The organism is Saccharothrix texasensis, from assembly GCF_003752005.1.
Lineage (GTDB): Bacteria > Actinomycetota > Actinomycetes > Mycobacteriales > Pseudonocardiaceae > Actinosynnema > Actinosynnema texasense.
This window is the reverse complement of record NZ_RJKM01000001.1, coordinates 193,175-216,807: the sequence shown is the minus strand read 5'-3', so window position 1 is coordinate 216,807 and position 23,633 is coordinate 193,175. Positions and strand designations below refer to the sequence as shown.

Here is a 23,633-nt window from a genome sequence, read left to right as displayed (position 1 = left end):
CTACCTGTAGCACTCGAACCCGCCCGACCTGGGGGACGGGCGGAACTTCGAACGGCGAGGAATGTGGTTGTGATGACATCGACTCTCGTGACAGCGACGACCGCGGCGACGGGCGGACACCCGACGGTCAATTCCGACGGCGCCGCCCGGAACATTACGACGCCGACGAGACCCGGAATTCCGGAATGGGCCGCCTCGTCCCTGAGACGTGCTTATCCGCACGGTTACGCGGGCCTGGAGAAGGCCATCGCCGACTCGTCCGCCGAGGCCGACCTGCCGAACGTGGCGGACGTCGAGGTCCACGCGGACCGGGTGCGGCTGAGCTGCCACCGGGGCGACGTGGTCGCGGAGGTCCCGTTCGACGTGAGCGGCGCCGCGCCGCACGGCGGTGTGCCCGACTTCGTGCTCGACCACGACCGCCAGGCGGTGTTCCTGTTCAGCGACCGCGACGAGCGCGGGGTGGCGGCGCCGGCGTGGCGGCAGCGCCTGTTCGACCTGCTGCGCCCCGGCTACTGGCTGGTCGAGGGCGCGGCCGAGCCCGGCTGCGCCCTGCTGCCCGGCGTGCCCGGGATCGGCGAGCTCCTGGCCGGGGTCCTGGGTCGGGAGGACGTGCGCGCCATCCACCCGTGGGTGCGCGTCGCGGCCGACGCGATGAGCCGGGAGCCGGGGACCGGCGGCGCGGAGTTCGCGCAGAACCTGCACCGCGCCTCCGTCGAACTGCGCCGCAGCGGGCTCGACCCCGAGCTGCAACGGGCGCTGGACGGCGCCGCGCGGACCGCCACCCGGCTGCGGCGCGGGGTCCAGCCGGTGCTGGCGATCCGCCGGACGTCGCGGCAGGCGGTCCTGCGCGGGCTCGACGCCGACGACGTCGACTCCCTGCGGGCGACCTTCGCCGACCCGGCGGTGTCCGGCCGGCTCGCGGCGGCCCACCCGGTGGACCCCGCCTTCGTCGCGGACGCGAGCGCGGCCGACCTGCTGGCGCTCGTGGACGACCTCCGGGAATGCGAGTTCTTCACCATTTTCCTGATGGACCGGATAGCGCCCGCCGACGGCGGCGCCACCAGGTCGCCGGCCGGCGTCGACCACGCCCCGGAGGCCATTCTGATCACCCCGGGCAGCCTCCGGGAAACCACGACCCTGGTGCGTTCCCTGTCGCGGGCCAACGCGTTCCTGTTCTCCCGCGAGCAGTCCCGCCGGATGATCGGCACGACGCGCGAGGGCCTGATCGGAATCGACCGCGGCCGGCAGGTGGTCGGTTTCTTCCCCGGGCTCGGCAGCCGGTCGTTCTACCGGGACCTCGGCCGGGGCCTGCTCGACTCGGGCATCCCCGAGGTGGTCGACGTCTACGAGCAGGGCGCGCGGGCGCTGGGCCTGCCGGGCCCGGAAGCGCTGCTGCTGGTCCCCGGGAACGTGCCGGGCGACCGGCTCGCCGCGCAGGGCTTCATCGGCGCCGCCTTCCTCGCGCACGGCCTCGCCCTCGACACCCACCTGCGCGTGACGGCGGCCAACGCCGGCGTGCCGTTGCGCATCGCCGGCTACACCGGTGAGAGCTTCGGCATCATCACGGCGGCGGTGGCCGCCGGCGCACTGTCCGTGGCCGACGGGACCAGGCTCGCGCACGCGTTCACCCCGCTGCTGCTGACGGCCGCGGACGGCGCGGGCGACGACTCGCCGGCCGCCGAACCGGCCGCGTACCTGCCGGAGTCGCTGCGCGGCCGGCCCCTGGTGACCGAGCCGCACCACGTGGTCGGGCTCCGCGGCGAGCCCGCGGCCCTCGCCGCGCTCCTGGCGGCGGTCGCCCGGACGTTCCCGACCTCCGACGTCGAGGTGCACAAGCTCTACTCCCACCGCCAGACCAACGTCTACGTCCGCGCCGGCGCCAAGGACGCCTTCGACCGGTTCGCCGGGGGCTTCCCGGCCGTCGCGGTCGAGGAGCTGAAGCCGCCGACCACGTTCCTCGCCCACGCCGAGCGGATGACCGCCGCGCGCCACGCGTTCGAGCGGTTCATGACCGACCAGGGCGTCGTGTTCCGCAAGCCGCACGCACCGGTCGTGTCGAACAACAACTCCGGTTTGCTCACCACCGCGGCCGAGGTGCGCAACGGCGTCCTGGCGATCGTCGACGAGGTCATGGCGTCGCGCGCGACCGCGGAGACGCTGGACGCGCTGCGCCCGGACGCGATCGTCGAACTCGGTCTGGGCGGCAAGTCGGTGCGCCTGCTGGTCGACAACGACCTCGACGTGCCGGTCACCTCCTACACCGGGACGGCGGGCGACGCGGATCCGTTCCTGCGCGCGGTGCGGCTGACCGACACCCTGCTGGGGCAGTTGGCGGACCTGCGGACCGGCGCCGGCCGGATCACCGACCGGCACCACGACGCGCTGCGGGACGTCTTCCGCGCCGCCGGGGAGGACCGGTTCTGCGAGCGGTACCTGTACCGCACCATCGGTCGCGTCGTCGCCGACGAGGCGGCCCGCCACGACCGGTCCGCGCCGCCCGCCTTCCACGAGCTGCTGGAAACGCTCCAGCACACCTGCAACTACCGCGATCACGTCGACGTCGAGGCGGGCGAGCTCGTGCTCCAGGCCCGGCTGAGGAAGCGGATCGTCGGCGCGGCCGAGGACCTCGGCCAGGTGTACGCCGAGCTGAAGGTGCTCGACGCGGCCGGGGTCGTCGGCAACCGGAGCCTCACCCGCGTCGAGCAGCACGAGGTGGTCGTGGTCCACTTCGACCACCTGCCCGGCCTCGACTACGCCGACCTGGCGGCCAACACCCGGCTGCTGCTCGACACGCAGCCGCTGGCACGGCAGATCTACGACCAGGTGTTCGACAGCCTCGGTGTCGCCGACGACGGGTTCCTGACCCTGCCCGGCGTCACCACCCCGACCGTCGACCAGCTCGCCCTCGGCTACCTGGTCTACCAGTACACCCTGTTCCGGCTGCTGCGCCTGCACCGGCCCGCCGCGTTCCTGCACGACCACTACCTCGCGGGCAGCGACCCGATGGGCTGGCTGGTCGCGCTGGCCGCGTCCGGCGCGGCGGCGCTGCCGGACGTCGTGCGGCTCTACGCCGCCTACCTGCGCTCCGGCACGGGGACCGAGGAAGCGCAGGCCGCCCTGGACCGGGTGCTGGCCTCGCTGCGGACCCCCGAGGTCCCGGTCCTCTCGTCGGCGGGCACACCACTTCAGGCCAAGATCGATCTGGAGGCAACGACCCGTGTCGTCTTCGCTTAGCACCCTCGACTCCCCCGCCCGCCGGATCCAGCTCAACGGCAACTGCCAGATCCTGTCCCTGGGCTCGACGCTCGACGCCGCGCACTTCGACACCGGCCCGTTCCGGGCGGACGTCATCGCGGTGCGGTCACCGGCCGACATCTGGCGCAAGCGGGCCAACCCCGCCCTGGACGACTTCGAGACGCGGTCGACGCTGTCGCTGACCGCCGAGTACCTCGAGGTGCTGCGCCACGCGCGTGGCCGCAACCTGCTCAGCAGCGCCGTCTACGCCTACGTCGACAGCGGCGAGGAGGTCGTCGGCTTCGGCAAGGGCGGCAGCGAGTCCATGACCATCTTCATCAGGAAAGAGGGCGACGAGCGCATCCACGTCCGCAAGATCCTCAGCGAGGCCCTGACCACCGCCCGGTGGAACCGCGACGGCGAAGGCGTGATGCTGCCGCCGTTCGCCAAGGCGCGCAACCAGGCGGAGTACCTCAAGGCCCTGCCCGAGTCGGTGCGCCCGTACTTCCCCCAGGCCTTCGCGAGCCTGGAGCGGGAGATCGGCGTCCCGGAGCACCTCCGGCAGGACGAGCGGACCGCGCACAAGGAGGTCATCTACGAGATGAGCTACGTGCCGGGCCAGGAGGTCAGCCGGTTCGTGGCCGAGCACTGCCCGCCGCCCGCCGTGGTCGCCCGCCTGTACACGGTGGTCCTGAAGGTCCTCCACGACGAGGTGCACTCGGTCAACCGCGTCGCCGCGCCCGGCCGGACGCTGGAGGTCTCCTACTTCCGCAAGATCGAGGACCGGCTGGACCTGTGCCGCCGCACCGCGCCGAACACGTTCGACGAGCACCTGCTCGACACCGAGCGGATCGTGGTCGACGGGGTGTCCTACCTGAACTCCTCGGCCCTGCTGAGGCGCTTCCGCGCCAACCCGGCGTTCCTCGACGTCCTGGAGCCGCGGGTGCACTCCCTGGTCATGGGCGACACGAACACCGAGAACATCAAGATCACCGACACCGGACCGCTGCTGCGGGCGCAACGCCTGATCGAGTCCGGCGCCCCGGCCGACGAGGTCGACGCGGCGCTGGCCGACGTCACCGCCGCGTCGCTGGGCATCAGGTTCCTCGACCCGAGGGCGATCGGCTTCCGCAGCACGGGCGCCGACACCAGCGACGACCCGATGTACGACAACAAGCCCTGGCACAACTCCATCGGCCACTACGACGAGCTGCACCACGAGCACTTCACGCTGCGGGTCCGGTGCGGTCCCGGGCGCACGCCCCGCGTCGACGTCGAGTTTACCGAGGACAACCCGTACCGGCGGGCGTACCGCGTGCGTGACGTGGCGGTCGACGGCGGACCGGTCCACCCGGACGCGCCCCGGGGCGTGGAGGACCACTTCGCCCAGATCATGACCGAGGTGTACGGCCTGGACGACCCGGACTCGCCGCACCTGCGCGACGACCCGTACTGGCTGATCCGGTTCGCCTTCGTCATGGGCACCCACTTCACCGCGATGCCGCCGTTCCACTTCCAGGCGGAGCTGGGCGGCGCCCTGGTCGACAACCACCAGTCGCAGCGGCGGCCGGTGGCCATCTACTGCGAGGGCGTCAAGTGGCTCAACTGGGCCCTGGAGATGCTGGAGGGTCGCCGCACCGAGTTCCTCGGCCTGCCGGTCCCGCCGCTGCCCGGCCGCACCGCCGCCGCGTAGCCCCCGCCCACCCGCGACCCGACATCGACCGACCACCAAGGACTGAGAGAACCATGGCCACCACCGCTTCCCGCACCCTCCCCGTCTCCGGGCTGACGGACCTGTCGAACGAGTCCCGCATGATCACCGCGCCGTGGAGCCGCATGATCCGCGCCCTGGGGCTCGGCCAGTACCCCGTCGACCACGACCCCGCGGTCGCCGGGCACATCGGCGACGCGCTCGACCGGCTGGCCGGGAAGGTCCTGCCGTCCAACGCCTACGCGTTGTTCTGCCGGGACCTGGGCCACTTCGTGCTGAAGGTCAACGACCCCGCGCGCGACCGCACGTGGGTCGAGCAAGCCGTCGAACCGCTGCTCGACGCGGCCCGCGCCGAGCGCAACCCCTACTACCGGGCGCTGGCGGGCTGCCTCGTCATGGACTCGTTCGCCAAGCTGGGCCTCGACGTGTCCTTGCTGGTCGACGACCGGCGTGACTTCCCGGCCGAGGTGCTCGACACGCTCGACGCGATCGCGCCGGACCAGATCCCCGACGAGAACCGCGGCCGGCACGGCGACTACGAGCGGCTGTCCGCCAGCTCGGCGGTGTTCCTCGCGCTCGGGCAGATCGGCTTGCGGGAGCGGCTGGTCACCCCCGAGCGCAACCGCGTCGTGGAGGCGCTGGACCTGCTGGAGAACATCCCGGCGCCCTACTTCCGCGGCCGGTCCGGCTCGATGTTCATGTCCGTGCTGTCGCTGCTGGGCTACGACGAGTACATCTTCGACGGCGAGCGCGACTACATGCGGGAGACCCTGCGCTACATGGCGCGCGCCGACGAGATCGGGATCTTCCCGTCGTTCCCGGAGGAGCTGCCGGTCGCCTGGTCGAAGGTCTACCCCCTGCTGTGCATGCTCAACGCGATCGCCATGAGCGGCCGCGCCGAGTACCTGACCGACCCGGTCGACTGGCTGGCCGAGGCCAAGGAGCTGTTGGCGCAGGTGCCGTGGAGCGACCGCGTCCACATGAGCCAGTACTACATCGTCGGCCTGCACAACCTGGGCCGGCTGGACGACCAGCTCCCCGACCTGGACGGGTACGTGGAGGAGATCGCGGCCGTGCTGGACCAGGTCGACCCGGGCGCCAACTTCTTCCCCAACGGCATCGCCTACCCCTACATCGTCGAGGTGGCCATGCAGACCGGGCGGATGGACCTCATCCCCGAGGAGGCGCTGCACAAGATGGTCGACTCCTTCACCGACCTCGACAGCACCCCGGCCAACCGCGCCAACCGCGGCTTCCCGGTCAGCTACGTGCTCAACGTGCTCGGCGAGATCGACGCCCCCGAGCTGATCTTCGAGCCGCGCGAGCACTACCGCGGCAGCTCGGCGATCGACTGGGTCGTCGACAACATGTCCGAGGGCGCGACGGAGGAAGGGCTGCGCCTGTACATGATCCCGCACGCGCTGATCAGCTACGCCCTCCGCCTGCGGGGCGCGGACACGCCGGAGACCGCCCTGTTCCGCGACTTCCGGTTCCGCCTGGCCGCCGACGGGGACCGGTCGGCCTGACCGGCCGCCGCCGCGGCGGAGCCACCCTCCGCGGCGCCCGACACCGGCGCGGAGGGTGGTCCGGGTCGGCCCGGGATCAGGGACCCGCCACCAGCGGGCGGGGCCCCGGTCAGAGAGAAACGGCGGCGCTGTAGATCTGCGGGATCTGGGTCACCGTGTTGTCGGGCCAGAGGACGGCGCCGAGGGTGCCGCTCTCGTAGCTCCCCGACGCGTGGGGCGACTTGGACGGCAGCGCGTTGGCGAACGTCGTGGAGAACCGGTCGCTGTCGGTGGAGGCCACGAGGTAGCCGTTGCGGTAGAGGCCCGTCGCGATGTAGATCTCGGGCATCACGTGGGTGCAGGTCAAGCTGCCGAACGCTTGCTCGCCGCCGCCCGAGCCCCCGTACCAGCGGTTGGGGACCGTCGCGCTCAACGTGCAGGACCAAGCGCCGTTGGAGACGGTCGACGTGGTCCGCGAGGAGACGTCCGGCACGGTCGCGGACAACGTCGGCGCGGTGAGGCCGGACGCCTCGGCGCCGGCGTGCGCGACCGGACCGGCCACCACCAGCGCGGCGATCGCGAACGCGGCGACGGCGATCCGACCCAGCCGCGAATGCACCTGCCACTCATTGTGTCTCATGCAGGTCCTCGATTTCGGGAGAAATCCACGAGCAGTTCGTGGGGCACTCAAGCTAGCCGCGCGCCAATCCGGCTGTAAATGCGTCCACCGAGTGACGGCCATTCAGTCCGCACCCACCGGACAAGCGCTGTTCGACCATCCAGCGAACCGGAGTGCGACGAACACCGGACGGCCTGTCCGCACAAATCGCACCCGAGGCGCGGGCGGCACTCGGGCCGCGGTCCGCCAGCCGCGCGTGACCGCCGGCCGACGCGTGGCTCAGGTGGCCGCCAGCGCGGCGTCCACCGTCGAGTGAACCATCAGCAAGTCGCCCAGACCGGTGACCCTGACCGACCGCATGGCAGGTGCGGTGGCGGGCGCGACCACGCTCAGCCGAACCTCGGGAACGGCCTCGTCGTGAGCCGCGATCAGCGCCGCCAGCCCCGCCGACGCCAGCAGGTCGACGTCGCGGAGGTCCACCACGACCACCGCGGGCCGCTCCCGCAGCACGTCGGCGAGCGCTTCGCGCAACCGGGGCGCGGTGCTCTGGTCGACCTCGCCGGACACCGTCGCCACCACCGCGTCGTCGTGGCGGCGGACGATCACGGCGAACGGCCGGGGCGCGGAGGAAGGCGTTGCCGCGGGCACGTCCTGCACACCTCCCGTTCCGGCTGCGCGGCCGGACCGTGCGGTGCGACCGGCTCCATCGTCGTACGGCGGCCCGGACCGCGCCACGCGACGCCGCGGCCAGGTCTCGACGTGGACCAGGGCGGGTCGCGGGTGGGCCGCGTCGGGAGTCGGGTCACGAGAGGGCGCGGTCGAGCGAATCGCCGGACGGCGACGGCGCCGTCGGTCCCCGTCGCCCCCAAGACCGGAGTCCGGCCACGTTATTCGCGCCGAGAAGTGAATGAATGGGGACTCGTCGTACCAGCCGCAGCGTCACCTCCGTGCCTTCCGCCACCGGTGAATCCTTCTCCGCTTTGCGGCGGAATACCTCTATCGGCCCCGCTGCGGATCGTCGTGACCGCCGACGCCGACCCGGACCTGGAGCGCGTCGTGGCCGGCCTGTCCGCGGTGCTGCTCAACGCGGCCACGATCACCCCTCGGTCCTGCGCCGGGCGTTGCGCGACGCGGCCAGGCTCGTGCGGACCAAGGAGGGCCGAAGGGCTGCGGGCCTACGTCGAGGAGCACAAGCTCGCTCTCGTGCTCCAGCGCAGCCTGCTGCCGCGCGAGCTGCCCGTCGTGCCGTCGCCGCCGATGGCCGCCCGCTACCAGCCCGCCTCCGCCCACGCCGAGATCGGCGGCGACTTCTACGAGGTCACCCGCCTGGGCGACCGGCTGCTCATCGCCATCGGTGACGTGTGCCTGCTGCTGGTCGACCCGGCGGACGGGTCCACCGCCGTGGCCAACGCGGGCCACGTCCCGCCGCTGGCCGCCCACCGCGCCGGCACCGACTACCTCCCGGTCCACGGCCCCTGCTCGGCATCGGCCTGCCGCGCCCGCCGTCGACCCACCTGGTCCTGCTCACCACCGACGGCCTGGTGGAGCACACGGGCGCGGACCTCGACGAGGACATGGACCTGCGGTGGGGCGGCACTGCCCGTCACCGGTCGGACACGGGTGCGCCATGATTTTTTTCCCAGTTGACCGAATAGTCTCCGCCAATGGAGACGAACTATTTCACGCGTGATGTGACGCCGGTTACTTGACCTCTCCGACGACCAACGGCTTAACTGCGGTCGCGATTCTCCTACCGGCCGGTAAGTGATCTTCGCGGAACCCATACCAGGGCGGGTGCGCCCATTCCCCCGTCAGGTCCGACACCACTGTCGTGATCGACCTCGGGTGACGCCTGCCGCAATCCGGGGAGTTCGGCATGTCCCTGCCCGATCAGCACGACCGCGTCCGACACCGCATTGCGCGCCGCGGCCGGGTCCGCATACTGCTACCGATCGTGGCCTGCCTCCTGGCGGCGACCGCGATCGCACCGGCCGGCGCGACCAGCGCCGCCGACCGGTCCGCCGTGGACGGAGGTGGCACCGTGCAGTCCTTCTGGCTCCACATGAACAGCACGCCCGTCTCCGACGAGGTGTTGGCGACCGAGGCGCGGCGGCGTGCGTACATCGTGTTGAACGCGTGGGAAGGCGGGTTGGTCCCGAAGTTGAAGGCGGCGAACCCGGCCGTGCAGGTGTTCGTGTACAAGGATTTGTCGTCCACGCGGTCGTATGCGTGCCGTGACGGGGCGGACGACGCGCAGTTGCCGACCGGGGTCGGCTATTGCCAGGCGGAGAAGGACCACCCCGAGTGGTTCCTGCTCGACCCGGACGGCCGCAGGTTCGAGTACAGCGGCTATTCCGGGCACTGGCAGATGGACGTCGGCGACACCGGCTACCAGCAGGCGTGGGCGGCGAACGTGATCGACCGCAGCACCGAGTCGGGGTTCGACGGCGTGTTCATGGACAACGCCCTGTTCCCGTGGGACGCCTACCACAAGGGCGTGTGCCCGGCGAAGTACCCGACCGACACGGCGATGCAGGACGCCTACAAGTCGATGCTCGCGAACACCCGTGACCGGTTCGTCGCCGCCGGCCTGAAGACCGTCGCCAACCTGTCCAACGCCCGGCTGCACGCCGGCGCCTGGGACGCCTACACCGAGCACCTCGACGGCGGCTTCGACGAGTGGTGGCTGACCTTCGACGACACCGACCTGCTCTCCGAGTACCCCGAGGGCTGGAGCAGGCAGATCGCCGAGATCACCGCCAACGAGGCCAACGGCAAGATCACCTGGGTCCAGCCCCACCACACCGCGGGCGCGGACCGCCCCTACCGCTTCGCCCTGGCCGGCTACCTGCTCGCGGCCGGCGACCACGCCGCCATCTCCAGCATCGACCAGACCGACGGCTACGGCGACCCCACCCCCTGGCCCACCGAGTACGACTGGGACCTCGGCACCCCCACCGGCCCCTACAAAACCGTCGGCACCAACATCTTCCTCCGCGAGTTCGCCTGCGGGACCGTCGTGGTCAACGCCAACCGCACCGACAGCAAGTCCGTCACCGTCCCGCTGGACGAAGCACACCTCACCGAACGCGGCGCCACCGTCGACCAGGTCTCCCTGGCCGGCACCACCGGCGCCATCCTCCGCAAACCCTGCTGACCCGACACGACAAGACACCGGGCTCGAACTGAAGTTGTCCTGGTCAGGGCCCGCCTGCGGTAGACCGTGGGATTGGTCGATCACCACGCACTGGCCGGTAGATGGACCAGCACCGACGGGCGCGATCTGGACGGCATGCTGCTTCCCGCCGAGGACAACCGCCTCCTGCTCACCCTGGCGGTCGACGACGATGCACAACACCATGCCGACACCGGACTGGTGCAGATCGCTTCCTTGAGCACTGATCCGACGTGAAGGGCCGCCGCACGAGCCATGGCCGGTTCAAGCGCCCGGCTTCCTGTCGTGACCTGTTGTTATCGTTCCCGAATGGCGCAGTGGCCTCAACTGAGCAGGGAGGACCTGCTCCACGCAGCGGGTCTGGCCGGGTTCGATGCCGACCTGCCCCTGATGGTGCGCCGGCTGATCGCCGAGACCGGCCGCGGTGTGACAGAGCTGGACATGCCCGGCGGTTCCGGAGTGGCCGCCGGCGGCTTCGACGGAATCGTAACCGCCGCCGAGCACACCCCGTTCATACCCGCCGGCACGTCGGTGTGGGAGCTGTCGGTGGAGAACGGTGCCCAGCTCAAAGCTGACTCCGACTACGGCAAACGCCTCGCCGGTCCCAACGGGGAGGCTACCGACCAGATCAGCTACGTACAGGTCGGCCTGGCTCGCTGGACGAAGGCGCGCACGTGGGCGGCCGGGCGCAACCGCGAGCGACGGTGGAAGAAGGTCCACGCCTACAACGTCGATAGCTTGCATGCTTGGCTGGACACCGCACCGGCCACGACGGCGCTGCTGGCCGAGCGCCTGGGCAAGGCATGGCCGGGTGTGCGCCCCGTCGAGACCTGGTGGACCGACTGGTGGCTGCGATCCACGACCATCCCACTGGACGTCGACATCGTGCTGGCCGGACGACAGTCGGCGGCCACGGACCTCGGCGACCTCGTGCGGTCGGGGCAATCGATGATCACCATCGGTGGCGACCTCCACGCCGACGAGTTGTATGCCTTCGTCGCCGCGGTCTTCGACGACGCCGACGATGCAGAACTCAAGACCGTGGCGGCCCGGACGCTCGTCGTCCAGTCCCGGGACAGTCTGGCTCAGCTGCTCGGACAAGCGGCCCGGCTCGTGCTCCTCATTCCCGACGCCGGATTGCTGGCTGGCCTTCCGCTCCAGCACGACCATCAGGTCATCGTCCCGGCAGAGCCCGGCGAGAACGCCGATGTGAACGTGTCCCGAGTCGACGACGAACAGGTCCGGCAACGCCTACGGCAAGCAGGGGTCGAGAACGGACGCGCCTACGGGTACGGTGCCCTCGCGCGTCGAAGCCTGTCTGCCCTGCGTCGCGCCTTGGCCGTGACCTGTGCCGCCCGAAAACTCATCGCTGCTGGTCAAGCCGCGTGTCTGTACTCGTTGATGGTCCGCCGAGGATGCGTGTGCGGTGCAGTCTGTGGGTGTCGAGGTCGTGTGCCGCGGTGGGGTGCTGCCGAGCTTCGGGTGGTAGTTGGCCGCGGGCTTGGTGGGGTCGGTGTCGGTTGTAGTGGTCTCCGTAGGTCTTGAGCACGTGGCGTGCGTGGGTTTCTCCCAGGATCAGGATGTGGTCGAGGAGTTCGCGTCGGAGGGTGCCGATGACCCGTTCGCAGTGGGCGTTCATCCGGGGAGCCTGCGGCACGCTCTTGATTACTTGGAGGTCGTCGGCCAGGAAGACGGCGTCGAATGCTTCGCCGTACTTGCCGTCGCGGTCCCGGAGCAGGAAGCGCAGGGATTCCGTGCGCGTTCCGAGGTCGGCGGCGAGGTTCCTGGCTTGCTGTGTGGTCCACTCCTGTGTCGGGTGGGCGGTGACACCGGTGACGCGCAGGCGGCGGGTGCCGTGTTCGAGGAACACCAGCGCGTACAGGCGCCTGCCGAGCACGGTGTCGAGGTGGAGGAAGTCCGCCGCGATGATGCCCTGGGCCTGGGCGGTGAGGAACTCCCGCCAGGTCGGGCCACTGCGGCGTGGCGCGGGGTCGATGCCGGCGTCGTGCAGGATCTGCCAGACCGTCGAGGATGCGATGCGGTGGCCGAGGCGGGCCAACTCACCCTGGATTCGCCGATGACCCCATCGCGGGTTCTCCCGGGCGAGGCTCAGCACGAGTGTCTTGACCGCGGATCGTGTCGGTGGGCGTCCGATGCGTCGACGCGCGGAGTGGTCCCATTTGCGGGCTACGAGACTGCGGTGCCAGGCGAGCAGGGTGCCCGGCGTGACCGGAAAAACCTCTCGCCACCGGCGGCGATCCACCATCCCAGCCAGGGCTGCGAACCAGAACCGGTCTGCGGGCTCGTAGCGGACCGGACCCGCCAGTTGCCGGCGAAGGACCGCGTTCTCGTGCCGCAGCACGAGCAGTTCGGCGTCCTTTGCTGCCTCGCTGCGCAGGAGCATCGACGGGATGGAGAGCAACCTCCGGGTCACCTTGTACAGCAGGGACACGATCACCCGGACATGATCCCAACACCGTGGCAACCTTCTCTACCAGCGACGATCACTTTTCGAGCGGCACAGGATCCAGCGCTCCATGATCGCGTTCATCCGCGGTATCCGGACACCGGTGAAGACGACCTGGATCCCCGCGTCGGCGAGGACGGCATCGAACAGCGCTGGGTACATCCCGTCCCGGTCGCGGATCAGGTACCGCATAGAGCTGCCCGCGTCTTCGAGGTCCATGACGAGGTTCCTTGCGGCTTGGGTGACCCAGGCGGCGGTCGGGTGGGCGGTGGCGGCCAGGATGCGGATCCCGGCGGCTGGCGTGTTCGGTGACCGCGAGTACGTACTGGCGGGTGCCGATCAGGGTGGGTGTCTCGAAGAAGTCGCAGGCCAGTAGCGCGTCGGCCTGGGAGCGGAGGAAGGCCGACCAGGTCGTCGAGGTGCGCTTGGCAGCCGGGTCGATTCCGGCGTCCTTGAGGATTTGCCACACCGTGGAGGCTGCGACCTTGATGCCGAGCACGAGGAGTTCGCCGTGGATGCGTCGGTACCCCCAGGCGGAGTTCTCGCGTGCCAGGCGCAGCACCAGTAGCTGTCACGGTCGCGGCGTCCAGCAGGGCAGGCGCCTACGCCCCCGCCGGGGTGTGCTGGGCGAGCACGTAGTCGGCCAGCGTGCCGATGGACTCGAAGTCGTCCAGGTCCAGGTTCTCGGGGTCCACCGAGATGCCGACCGCGTCCTCCAGCGCCATCAGCAGCTCCAGCACCGACGTCGAGTCCAGATGCAGCTCGTCGAACAGCTTGGTGCCGGCGCTGGTCCCGGAGACGTCCCGCTCCAGCACCTCGCTCAACGCGGCCTGCACGGCGACGATCACGGTCTGGCGGTCCATGTCGTTGGTCCTCCTTGTCGGTGTACTTGGTCGGCGCGGGCGCTCAGTACGCGAGCACGCGTTGTTTGGCGAGCAGGCCCTCCGGTGTGTCGCGCTCCCGCACCAGGCGCGTGCGGCCGTCGTGCACCAGCACCTCGGCGGGGTGGCCGTGGCTGAGGAACAACCCGGGTGACGCGGTCGGCCCGTACGCGCCTGAGTGCTGCACGCCCAGCAAGGCGCCGGCCTCCACGGGTAGCAGCGCAACCCTCTTGCCGATCACGTCGTTCGGCGTGCACAGCGGACCGGTGACGGTGTGCTCGGCGGCGGGCGCCTCGTGGTAGCGGGTCGGCGAGCGGATCGGGAAGTTGCGCTTGACGAAGTTGCCGACATCGACGGCGGCCATGACAGCGTCCTCCCGCTTCAGCACTCCGACGGCATCGGCGCGGTCAGCTCCGGAACCGCTCTGAGCTGCGCGAACCTCTCGATTTGAACGTACGTTCCAGAACTGCTACCGTCGACGTCATGGTTCGTCCGAAGGCGTTCGATCCCGACTCGGCCCTCGACCACGCTATGAAGACGTTCTGGTCCAAGGGCTTCATGGCGACCACCGTGCAAGATTTGGTGGAGTCGACGGGGCTCGGGCGGGGCAGTCTGTACAACGCCTTCACCAGCAAGGAGCAGCTGTTCCGCGACGCGCTGCGCCGTTACGACTCGGTGTGGACGGCGCGGCAGGAGCAGGTGCTCGTCGGGCCCGGGAGCCTGCGTGACCGGGTCTCCGCGTTGCTGATGACCGTCGTCGACGAGGAGACCACCCAGGGCCCGCCGCGCGGGTGCCTCGCCGTGAACACGGCGCTGGAGCTCGCCGACCAGGACCCGGCGGTGCGCGAACTGGTCCGCGAGGTGTTCCTGCGCATGGAGAACGCGCTGCACGAGGCGATCAGCGTCGCCCAGGCCACCGGTGAGGTGACCGCCGACGACGATGCGCGCGCGTTGGCCCTGTACGTCTTGAACTCGATGTACGGCCTGCGCGTACTGGGGAAGACCACCTCCCGCGAGTCCCTCGTGGGGGTCGTAGAGATGGTCCTGCGCGCTTTGTAGGGCGCACGGCGCGACCATCACCGATTCCGACGGGAGATGGAATGCCGCTCGCTGTGTACGTTCTCGGACTCAGTGTGTTCTGCATCGGCACGAGTGAGTTCATGGTCTCCGGTCTGCTGCCCGAACTGGCCTCGGACCTCGCGGTGTCCATTCCGGACGCCGGGCTGCTGATCTCGGGGTACGCGCTCGGGGTCGTGGTCGGCGGCCCGGTCCTCACCCTCGCCACGCTCCGGGTGCCGCGCAAGACCGCGCTGGCGGGACTGCTCGGCCTGTTCATCGTCGGGCAGACCATCGGCGCGCTCGCGTCCGGCTACGCGATGCTCATGACCGGCCGGGTGGTCGCCGCGCTGGCGCAGGGCGCGTTCTTCGGCGTCGGCTCGGTCGTGGCCGTCGAACTGGCCGGGCCGCAACGGCGTGGTCGCGCGCTGGCGATCATGTTCAGCGGCCTCACGGTCGCCACGGTCCTGGGCGTGCCCGCGGGGACGGTGCTGGGCCAGTACGGCGGGTGGCGCACCAGCTTCTGGGTGGTCGACGCCCTGGCCGTGCTGGCGCTGCTCGGCGTGCTGCTCCTCGTGCCGCGGCTGGCGCCACCCCGGCACGTCGGCGTGCGGGCCGAGTTCGGCGCGTTCCGCAGGCCGCGGGTGTGGGTGGCGCTGGCCACCAGCATGCTCACCCAGGCCGCCGTGTTCTGCTGCTTCAGCTACCTGGCGCCGCTGTTCACCGACGTCTCGGGCTTCCCGCAGGGCGCGGTGTCGCCGTTGCTGATGCTGTTCGGCGTCGGTTGCTTCGCGGGCAACCTGATCGGCGGCCGCTTCGCCGACCGGCACCTGCAGGCGACCTTGTACGCGGGGACGACCGCGATGGCGGTCGTGCTGGCGCTGCTGTCGGTGCTGTCGCACGACAAGTGGGCCACCGTGGTGGCCGTGGCGGCGTTCGGCGTCGCGGCGTTCTCGATCAACCCGGCGTTGCAGGCGCAGGTGATGCGCGAGGCCGGTGACGCGCCGACGCTGGCCACCACGACCAACACCTCGGCGTTCAACGTCGGCAACACCCTCGGGCCGTGGCTCGGCGGCCTGGCGATCAGCGCGGGCCTCGGCTTCACCGCGCCCGCCTGGCTCGGCGCGCTGCTCGCGGTCGCGGGCCTCGGTGCGGCACTGGTCGCCGGAGTGCTGCGCCGCGGCGAATCCGCCGATTCCGACGAGAGGTCGGCGGCCGTTCGCGGTTGACGGCCGCCGCGAATGGGAAAACAGGAACCAGCGACATCCCTCTCACGATAAGGAGACATCTTTCAATGAGCACGCCCGAAGCACCCGTCGTCGCTGTTCTGGGCACCGGCACAATCGGTTTCCCGGTGGCCCGGAATCTGGCCGCGAAGGGCTTTTCCGTCCGCGCGTGGAATCGCACTGCGAGCAAAGCTCGGGAATTGGCCGAGCACGGCGTCGAGGTGGCCGACTCGCCGGCCGAAGCGGTTCGGGGAACCGATGTGGTGGTCACCGTACTCAAGGACGGTCCGGTCGTGTCGGACACCATCAAGGCCGCCGAGCCGGGGCTGCGCGAGGGCGTCGTGTGGGTTCAGCTGAGCACGGTGGGCGAGGACGTCGACAGCCTCGCCGCGTTCGCCGCCGATCGGGGCCTGGTCTTCGTGGACGCGCCCGTGCAGGGCACCCGCCAGCCCGCCGAGAACGGCCAGCTCGTCGTGATGGCCGCGGGTCCGCAGGACGTGCGGCCGACGGTGCAGCCGCTGTTCGACGCCATCGGCAAGCGCACCCTCTGGGTCGGCGACGACGGCGCGTCCGGTGCCGCGAGCAGGCTGAAGCTGGTGCTCAACACGTGGGTCATCGCCCTGACGCACGGGGTGGGTGAGTCGCTGGCGCTGGCCAAGGGCCTCGGGGTGGACCCCGCGCACTTCGTCGACGTGGTCACCGGCGGCCCGATGGACAACGGTTACTTCCAGCTCAAGTCCGCGGCCGTGCTGAACGAGGACTTCACCCCCAGCTTCACCGTCGACAACGCCGAGAAGGACGCCCGCCTGGTCCTCGACGCCGCCGGACGCGCGGGCGTGCGGATGGACTCGACCGCCGCCGGCCACGCCCGGTTCGCACGCGCCTCCGCCCAGGGCCACGGCGGGCGGGACATGGCCGCGGGCTATTTCGCCAGCTTCACCGACTGATCGCGCACTTTGCCCGATTTCCCCAGGACGCGGCCGGGCAGGTGCTTCACACCTGCTCCGCCGCGCAGTCCGCCACCCCTGAAGAACGGCAATTCCCACGTTCTCCGCGTGGTCGACCGCCGATCCGTGGCGTTGATTTCCCCGGTCTCTGGAATATGAGATCCCGCTCGCACCGCTTGACAAATCGTCACCCGTCCGTGAAAAGCTGGAATCACACCAGGAAATACCCACCCGGAGGTTCGCATGGGCAATTTGACCCGTCGTGCCGTGCTCGCCGGCGCCGGTGCCGCGCTGGCCGGCACGGCCGTGTCGCCGCACTTATCCGGCGCGGCGCCGGCCGCCGCCGACCCCGTCCACACGGTGCGCCCCCACGACCCCCGCTACCCGCAACTGGTCACCGGCAACAACCAGCGGTTCGTCGCCGCACCCGAGTACTTCCGGATGCTCCGCTCCCCCGCCGACGCCGAGCAGGCCGTGCGGCAGGCCGTCGAGACCGGCAAGCGGGTCTCCGTGCGCAGCGGCGGGCACTGCTTCGCCGACCTCGTGTGCCACCCGGAGGCGCAGGTCGTGCTGGACCTGTCCGGGATGCACGGCGTGGGCTACGACCCGGCGATGCGCGCGTTCGCGGTCGAACCGGGCGCCCGCCTGCTCAACGTCTACGAGGACCTGTTCACCGGCTGGGGCGTCACGATCCCCGGCGGCATGTGCTGGAGCGTCGGCGCGGGCGGGCACGTGGCCGGTGGCGGCTACGGCCTGCTCTCCCGGGCGCACGGCCTGGTGGTGGACCACCTGCACGCCGTCGAGGTCGTCGTGGTCGACCGGGAGGGCCGCGTCCGGACCGTGGTCGCCACCCGGGACCCGAAGGACCCCCACCACGACCTGTGGTGGGCCCACACCGGTGGCGGCGGCGGCAACTTCGGTGTCGTGACCCGCTACTGGTTCCGCTCACCCGACGCCCAGGGCGCCGACCCGGCCGGGCAGCTCGTGCGCCCGCCGTCGACGGTCCTGGTTCGCGCGGTGTCCTTCCCGTGGGAGGACCTCGGCGAGCGCGAGTTCACCCGCCTGCTGGCCAACTTCGGCCGCTGGCACGAGGAGCACAGTGCGCCCGACGCGCCGCAGCGCAAACTGAGCAGCGTGTTCAACGTCTGCCACCGGGCGCACGGCTCGTTGGACATCTTCATCCAGGTCGACGGCGACGCGCCGGAGGCGCAGCGGATCCTGGACGACTACCTGGGGCGGCTCACCGACGGCACCGGCCTCACCCCGAAGACCATGCGGAAGGGATCCGGCGACCTGGCCGCGATGCCGGAGCTCGGCGAGGCGCAACGCCTGCCGTGGCTCAACGCCGCACGGCTGGTGGGCTTGAACAACCCGACCATCACCCATCCCTCACTACGCGGTGCGCACAAGTCCGCGTTGTTGCGCAAGGGTTTCACCGACGCGCAACTGTCCACGATGTACCGGCACCTCACCTCGGCCGAGTACGCCAACCCGAACACGATGATCGTGCTGTTCTCCTACGGCGGCCGGGTGAACTCCGTCGCGCCCGGCGCCACCGCCGCCGCGCAGCGCTCCTCGATCTTCAAGATGCTCTTCCAGACCTTCTGGGGCGACGCGTCCGGCGACCGTGCCGGGCTCGGCTGGACCCGCGGCATCTACGAGGAGTTCTTCGCCGACACCGGCGGCGTGCCGGTGCCGAACGGCCGGTACGAGGGCTGCTACGTCAACTACCCCGACACCGACCTGAAGGACCCGGCGCGCAACCGCTCCGGCGTCCCGTGGCACGACCTGTTCTACGGCGCGAACCACCGACGCCTGCAAGAGGTCAAGCGCCGGTGGGACCCGACCGACTACTTCCGGCACTCACTGTCGATCCAACCGCGATAGCCGGCGACTCCAGGAGGAGCGATGACCGACCAACTCGGTTACAGATTCAAAATCGGAGTGATCATCCCGTCCACCAACACGTCCTGCCAGCCGGAGATGGACGCGCTGCGCGTGCCCGGTGTGACCAACCACGTCGCGCGCATGTTCATCCACGACGACTCCATGGAAGAGAAGCCGGGCTTCGACCACGTGATGCACAGCATCCGGTCGTCCACCGAGCCCGCGATCCGCGCCGTCGTCACGTGCGCACCGGACCACCTGGTCATCGCCGTGTCGCCGGAGAGCTACTGGGAGGGCCCCGAGAGCCACGGCCGCATCCTGAAGTCGATGCGGTCGATCGGCGGCGGCCTGCCGGTCACCATGAGCCCGGACGCCATCAAGGCGGCCCTCGACTGTTACGGCGACGTGCGCCGCATCGCCGTCATCACGCCGTACCTGCCCCTGGGCGACGACCCCGTGTCCCGGTTCTTCACCGACAGCGGGTACGAGGTCGTCAACATCACCGGCCTGGGATGCACGAGCCCCGCGCAGATCGCCCACGTCTCCGAGGCGCGCCTGCGCCAAGCGGTGCGCGAGGTCGACGGACCCGACGTGCAGGCGATCGTCCAGGTCGGCACGAACGTCGCCATGGCCCGCGTCGCGACGGCCGCCGAGGCGTGGCTGGACAAGCCGGTGCTCTCCAACAACGTGGCCCTGTACTGGCACGCCTTGCGCCAAGGCGGCGTGCACGACTCGATCACGGGCTTCGGCAGCCTGCTGGAACGGCACCTCCATCTGCCGGAGCGCACCAACGGCACCACCCCCACCAACCCGCACTTAACGTACTCGACCACAGGAATCGCAGGGCGATGAGTTCGAGCAACCAGAAGACCGGCACGATCGGCGACTTACCCGCGCTCCGGCCCACCCTGCCGGAGATGCTTCTGCACCAGACCGCGACCCGACCCGACGACCTCGCCGTCATCGCGGACGACCAGGCCCTGACCTTCGCCGAGTTGACGGGACGCGCCGCCCACCTGGCCGAACGGCTGCGCTCGGCCGGAGCCGGCCCCGACGATCTCGTCGGCCTCTACCTCTCACCGTCCACCGGGCAGGTGACCGCGACCTGGGGTGTCCTCCTCGCGGGCGCCGCCTACGTGCCGCTGGCGCCGGACTACCCCGAGGACCGCGTCTCGTACATGATCGCCGACTCGCGGCCGGCCGCGATCGTCACCGAGCTCGCGCTGCGCGCCGAGCTGGCGGACCTGCTGCCGCACGACATCCCGGTGATCACGCTGGACGACACGACGACCGCGACCGCGCCGCCGCCGCGGGTCCGCCCGGCGGAGTCCGACGCCGCTTACGTCATCTACACCTCCGGCACCACCGGCCGGCCCAAGGGCGTGGTGGTCGAGCACGGCGCCATCGCCAACCAGATGCTCTGGCTGCGGGACGAGATGGGGATCGACCCGAGCCGCACGATCCTGCGCAAGACGCCCGTCAGCTTCGACGCCGCCCAGTGGGAGACGCTCGCGCTCGCCGTGGGCACCCGGGTCGTCGTCGGCGCGCCGGGGGTGCACCGCGACCCGTCCGGCCTGATCGAGTCGATCATCGAGCACGATGTGACCGACCTCCAGTGCGTGCCGACGCTGTTGCAGGCGTTGGTGGACGACGAGCTGTTCGAGCGCTGCACGTCGCTGCGCGCCGTGTTCAGCGGTGGCGAGGCGTTGTCGAAGAAGCTCGCGGCCCGGTTCGGCCAGGTGCTGCCCGACTGCCGCCTGGTCAACCTGTACGGCCCGACCGAGTGCACGATCAACGCCTCCTCGCACGTGGTCGCCGCGCGCAGCCTGGAGGGCGAGCAGCCCTCCGTCCCGATCGGCCGACCGGTCGCCGGCACCACGTTCCACGTCCTGGACGCGCAGCACGCGCCCGTCGGTGACGGCGTGGTCGGCGAGCTGCACATCGGCGGCGTCCAGCTCGCCCGCGGCTATCTCGACCGCCCCGAGGAGACCGAGGCGCGGTTCGCGCACGTGAGGATCGACGGGACGGCGCACCGGCTGTACCGCACCGGTGACCTGGTCACCCGCGACGCCGACGGCGTGTTCCACTTCGTCGGGCGCGTCGACAACCAGGTCAAGCTGCGCGGCCACCGCATCGAGCTGGACGAGGTCCGGGTCGCGATCGAGAACCACGACTGGGTGAAGAACGCGGCGGTCCTGGTCCGGCCCGACGAACGCACGGACTCGCAGCACCTCGTGGCGTGCGTGGAGCTGAACCCGCGTGAAGCGGCCCTGATGGACCAGGGCAACCACGGCGCGCACCACCAGTCCAAGAAGGGCCGCGTGCAGGTCCGCGCCCAGTTGGCCAACCTGGGGCTCCGCGACGACGACCCGGGCGCGACCGCCTTCCCGCTGCCCGGCAAGTACGGCACGGCGGCGCAGCGGCGACGCGCGTTCGCGCGCAAGACCTACCGCTTCTTCGACGGTGGGCCGCTGACCGCGTCCGACCTGCTCGGCCTGCTCCGCCACGACGTGGACCCCGACCGGCCGTCCACCCGGGTCGAGGACGTGGACCCGGCTCGGCTCGGCGCGGTCCTGCGCAACTTCGGCCAGTTCCACAGCGACCAGCGCATCCTGCCCAAGTACGCTTACGCCTCGCCGGGTGCGCTGTACGCCACCCAGCTGTACGTGGAGGTCGCGGGTATTCCCGGCCTGCCGTCCGGCATCCACTACCACCACCCGATCCGGCACGAGCTGGTGCTCGTCGCCCCGGTCGAGGAGCCCGCGGGCGAGCCGCGGCTGCGCGTGCACCTGCTGGGCAAGCGGTCGGCGATCGAGGCGGTCTACCGCAACAACGTGCTGGAGGTGCTGCGGATCGAGGCCGGGCACATGCTTGGGCTGTTCGACGAGGTCCTGCCCGAGGAGGGGCTGGGGCTCGGCGCGACCACGTTCGACCCGGCCGTGCCGCGCCTGCTCCACGCCTCCGAGGACCACCACTACCTGGGCGGCTACGACGTGGTGCCCTTCGCCGAACGGGTCGCCCCCGGCCCGCTCGACATCTACGTGCAGGCGCACCCCGACCGGATCGCCGACCTGGCGGCCGGGCAGTACCGCTACGAAGACGGTGAACTGCGCCGGATCTCCGACGCGCTGGTGCAGCGCAAGCACGTGATCGCCATCAACCAGCAGGTCTACGACCGGGCGGACGTGGGCATTTCGCTGATCAGCCGGTCCGATGGCCCCGCGACGGCCTACGTGGACCTGGGCCGGCGGCTGCAACGGTTGCAGCTCAACCCGTTCGGCATCGGCTTCATGTCCTCCGGCTACAGCTCGGAGACCGGCAACGACCTGCCTTCGGCCCGCCGGATCACCTCGGTGCTGCGCGAAAGCGGCTTGCCGTCCGGCCCGTCGTACTTCTTCCTCGGCGGCCGGGTCAGCCAGGAGCAGATCGCCTCCGAGGGCATGAAGGAGGACGCCGTCCACACGATGGGCCCGGCCGAGATGATCAAGCAGGACATCGCCAAGTTCCTGCCGCGCCACATGATCCCGGGCCGGGTGGTCGTCCTCGACGAGCTGCCGCACACCGCCAACGGCAAGGTCGACATCCGCGCTCTGGAGACGTCCCCGCAGGTGGTGGCCGGCCAGGCGGAACGGGTCGTGGTCGCGCCGCGCACACCGGCCGAGCACCAGGTCGCCGCGGCCTGGGCGAAGGTGATGAAGACCGATGACGTGTCGGTGCTGGACGATTTCTTCGAGTCCGGCGGCAACTCGCTGCTGGCGGTGCTGCTCGTGCAGGAGGTCAACCGGTCGGCGAACGTGACGCTGCCGATCCAGCTGATCTTCGACGAGCCGACGGTCGAGGGCCTGGCTCGGCGGGTGGACCGCATCGCCGAGGAGGCCGTGTCACGCCTGGTCGCGCTCCAGCCGAAGGGCTCCGGCCGGCCGGTGGTGTGCTGGCCGGGCCTGGGCGGCTACCCGATGAACCTCAAGCCGCTGGCCCGCGCCATGGGCGCCGACCGGCCGTTCTACGGGGTGCAGGCGGCCGGGATCAACCCCGGCGAGGAGCCGGACGGGACGGTCGCCGACATGGCGCGCCACGACGTCGCGCTGATCAAGCAGGTGCAACCGACCGGCCCCTACACGCTGTGGGGGTACTCGTTCGGCGCGCGGGTCGCCTTCGAAGCGGCGTACCAGCTGGAGCAGCGCGGTGACACCGTCGACCAGCTGGTGCTGATCGCACCCGGTTCGCCGGTCCAGCGCGAGCGGCCGGTCGACGGGGTCGGGCCGTACGGCGACCCGGCGTTCGTGCGGCTGCTCTACTCCGTGTTCGCGGGCAGGCTCGCCGGCGCCGACGCCGACGAGTGCGTCACCCGGGTCCGCGGCGAGGCCGACTTCGTCGACTTCGTCTCCGCGCGGTTCGCGGGCCTCGACCACGACACCATCCGGCGGATCGTCACCATCGTCCGCCTGTCCTACAGCTTCCGCTACACCTTCGAGGAGATGCTCCACCGGCGGGTCCAGGCGCCGATCACGATCCTCAAGGTCCGGGGCGACGACTACTCGTTCCTCGAGGAAGCGGTCGACTCGCTGCCCCGGCCGCCGGCGGTCGTGGAGCTCGACTTCGACCACTACAGCGTCCTGCGCTCGCCCGACGTGGAACGGCTGGCCGCCGTCATCCACGACCACACCCGCACGCCGGAGGAGGAGATCCACATGCCGCACGTCAGCATCAAGCACTTCCCCGTGCAGCTCAGCAGCGAGAAGCAGGACCGACTGGTCGACGCCATCAGCACCGCGGTGCAGCAGGCGTTCGGCGTCGACAGCGACGCGATCTCCATAGCCATGGAGCCCGTGCGCGCCTCGGACTGGAAGGCGGAGGTCTACGAACCCGAGATCGAGGGTCGTCGGCACCTGCTGGCCAAGACACCCCGGTACTGACCCCACCGG

Annotated in this window: 18 protein-coding genes; 12 read left to right on the top strand and 6 right to left on the bottom strand. The window is 70.6% G+C overall.

Going from position 1 to position 23,633, the window contains the following annotated elements; translation table 11 throughout:
* The first annotated feature begins 87 nt into the window (after positions 1 to 87).
* The 3 genes from EDD40_RS42255 to EDD40_RS00840 are packed head-to-tail and all read left to right on the top strand — an operon-like array spanning position 88 to position 6,471.
* Positions 88 to 3,234, top strand: coding sequence for a hypothetical protein (locus EDD40_RS42255; RefSeq protein ID WP_211348038.1), 3,147 nt, complete (start codon positions 88 to 90; stop codon positions 3,232 to 3,234).
* Positions 3,218 to 4,927, top strand: coding sequence for a hypothetical protein (locus EDD40_RS42250; RefSeq protein ID WP_211348037.1), 1,710 nt, complete (start codon positions 3,218 to 3,220; stop codon positions 4,925 to 4,927). Before EDD40_RS42255 ends, EDD40_RS42250 begins: the two co-directional genes overlap by 17 nt.
* A 53-nt stretch (positions 4,928 to 4,980) precedes the next feature.
* On the top strand, positions 4,981 to 6,471 hold the full coding sequence (locus EDD40_RS00840) for a hypothetical protein (RefSeq protein WP_123741185.1): 1,491 nt from the start codon (positions 4,981 to 4,983) through the stop codon (positions 6,469 to 6,471).
* Between the two features lie 109 nt (positions 6,472 to 6,580).
* Here EDD40_RS00840 and EDD40_RS00835 read toward each other — a convergent pair whose 3' ends face one another.
* Together EDD40_RS00835 and EDD40_RS00830 are read right to left on the bottom strand one after the other, a co-directional pair.
* The gene (locus EDD40_RS00835) at positions 6,581 to 7,090 is read right to left on the bottom strand and encodes a hypothetical protein (protein WP_148088641.1); all 510 of its coding nucleotides are present in this window, start codon (positions 7,088 to 7,090) and stop codon (positions 6,581 to 6,583) included.
* Positions 7,091 to 7,348: 258 nt separating this feature from the next.
* Positions 7,349 to 7,717 carry an anti-sigma factor antagonist gene (locus EDD40_RS00830; RefSeq protein WP_201440429.1) on the bottom strand — a complete coding sequence of 123 codons (369 nt, stop codon included), beginning with the start codon at positions 7,715 to 7,717 and terminating at the stop codon, positions 7,349 to 7,351.
* Between the two features lie 372 nt (positions 7,718 to 8,089).
* On the opposite strand from EDD40_RS00830, the gene EDD40_RS00825 reads away from it, so the two are divergent.
* From EDD40_RS00825 to EDD40_RS00815, 3 genes are all read left to right on the top strand, one after another.
* On the top strand, positions 8,090 to 8,716 hold the full coding sequence (locus EDD40_RS00825) for a PP2C family protein-serine/threonine phosphatase (RefSeq protein WP_246037310.1): 627 nt from the start codon (positions 8,090 to 8,092) through the stop codon (positions 8,714 to 8,716).
* A 307-nt stretch (positions 8,717 to 9,023) separates the two neighbouring features.
* Positions 9,024 to 10,226 (top strand): putative glycoside hydrolase, encoded by a 1,203-nt coding sequence (locus EDD40_RS00820; RefSeq protein WP_123741183.1) that lies wholly within the window; start codon positions 9,024 to 9,026, stop codon positions 10,224 to 10,226.
* A 66-nt stretch (positions 10,227 to 10,292) separates the two neighbouring features.
* A complete protein-coding gene (locus EDD40_RS00815; RefSeq protein ID WP_123741182.1) occupies positions 10,293 to 10,481 on the top strand; it encodes a hypothetical protein in 189 nt (62 codons plus the stop codon).
* A gap of 1,126 nt (positions 10,482 to 11,607) precedes the next feature.
* Here the strand turns inward: EDD40_RS00815 and EDD40_RS00800 are convergent.
* The 4 genes from EDD40_RS00800 to EDD40_RS00785 all read right to left on the bottom strand — a co-directional run bounded on the left by EDD40_RS00800 (position 11,608) and on the right by EDD40_RS00785 (position 13,956).
* Positions 11,608 to 12,702: an integrase core domain-containing protein gene (locus EDD40_RS00800; RefSeq protein WP_211348035.1), complete on the bottom strand. Its 1,095-nt coding sequence runs from the start codon at positions 12,700 to 12,702 to the stop codon at positions 11,608 to 11,610.
* 33 nt (positions 12,703 to 12,735) lie between these two features.
* Complete coding sequence (locus EDD40_RS42245) at positions 12,736 to 12,930, bottom strand: hypothetical protein (protein ID WP_211348034.1); 195 nt, start codon at positions 12,928 to 12,930, stop codon at positions 12,736 to 12,738.
* A 383-nt stretch (positions 12,931 to 13,313) separates the two neighbouring features.
* A complete protein-coding gene (locus EDD40_RS00790) occupies positions 13,314 to 13,574 on the bottom strand; it encodes an acyl carrier protein (RefSeq protein ID WP_123741180.1) in 261 nt (86 codons plus the stop codon).
* A gap of 43 nt (positions 13,575 to 13,617) precedes the next feature.
* On the bottom strand, positions 13,618 to 13,956 hold the full coding sequence (locus EDD40_RS00785; RefSeq protein WP_170184892.1) for a type III PLP-dependent enzyme domain-containing protein: 339 nt from the start codon (positions 13,954 to 13,956) through the stop codon (positions 13,618 to 13,620).
* Positions 13,957 to 14,075: 119 nt separating this feature from the next.
* Here EDD40_RS00785 and EDD40_RS00780 point away from each other — a divergent pair, with 119 nt between their 5' ends.
* The 6 genes from EDD40_RS00780 (at position 14,076) to EDD40_RS00755 (ending at position 23,624) form a co-directional block, all read left to right on the top strand.
* Positions 14,076 to 14,651, top strand: coding sequence for a TetR/AcrR family transcriptional regulator (locus tag EDD40_RS00780; protein ID WP_123741178.1), 576 nt, complete (start codon positions 14,076 to 14,078; stop codon positions 14,649 to 14,651).
* 41 nt (positions 14,652 to 14,692) lie between these two features.
* On the top strand, positions 14,693 to 15,877 hold the full coding sequence (locus tag EDD40_RS00775) for a Cmx/CmrA family chloramphenicol efflux MFS transporter (RefSeq protein ID WP_123741177.1): 1,185 nt from the start codon (positions 14,693 to 14,695) through the stop codon (positions 15,875 to 15,877).
* Between the two features lie 65 nt (positions 15,878 to 15,942).
* Positions 15,943 to 16,821: an NAD(P)-dependent oxidoreductase gene (locus EDD40_RS00770; RefSeq protein WP_123741176.1), complete on the top strand. Its 879-nt coding sequence runs from the start codon at positions 15,943 to 15,945 to the stop codon at positions 16,819 to 16,821.
* Positions 16,822 to 17,064: 243 nt separating this feature from the next.
* On the top strand, positions 17,065 to 18,708 hold the full coding sequence (locus tag EDD40_RS00765) for an FAD-binding oxidoreductase (RefSeq protein WP_123741175.1): 1,644 nt from the start codon (positions 17,065 to 17,067) through the stop codon (positions 18,706 to 18,708).
* A 57-nt stretch (positions 18,709 to 18,765) separates the two neighbouring features.
* On the top strand, positions 18,766 to 19,560 hold the full coding sequence (locus EDD40_RS00760; RefSeq protein WP_246037305.1) for a maleate cis-trans isomerase family protein: 795 nt from the start codon (positions 18,766 to 18,768) through the stop codon (positions 19,558 to 19,560).
* The gene (locus EDD40_RS00755; RefSeq protein WP_123741174.1) at positions 19,557 to 23,624 is read left to right on the top strand and encodes an amino acid adenylation domain-containing protein; all 4,068 of its coding nucleotides are present in this window, start codon (positions 19,557 to 19,559) and stop codon (positions 23,622 to 23,624) included. The genes EDD40_RS00760 and EDD40_RS00755 overlap by 4 nt, the downstream gene beginning before the upstream one ends.
* Positions 23,625 to 23,633 lie beyond the last annotated feature (9 nt).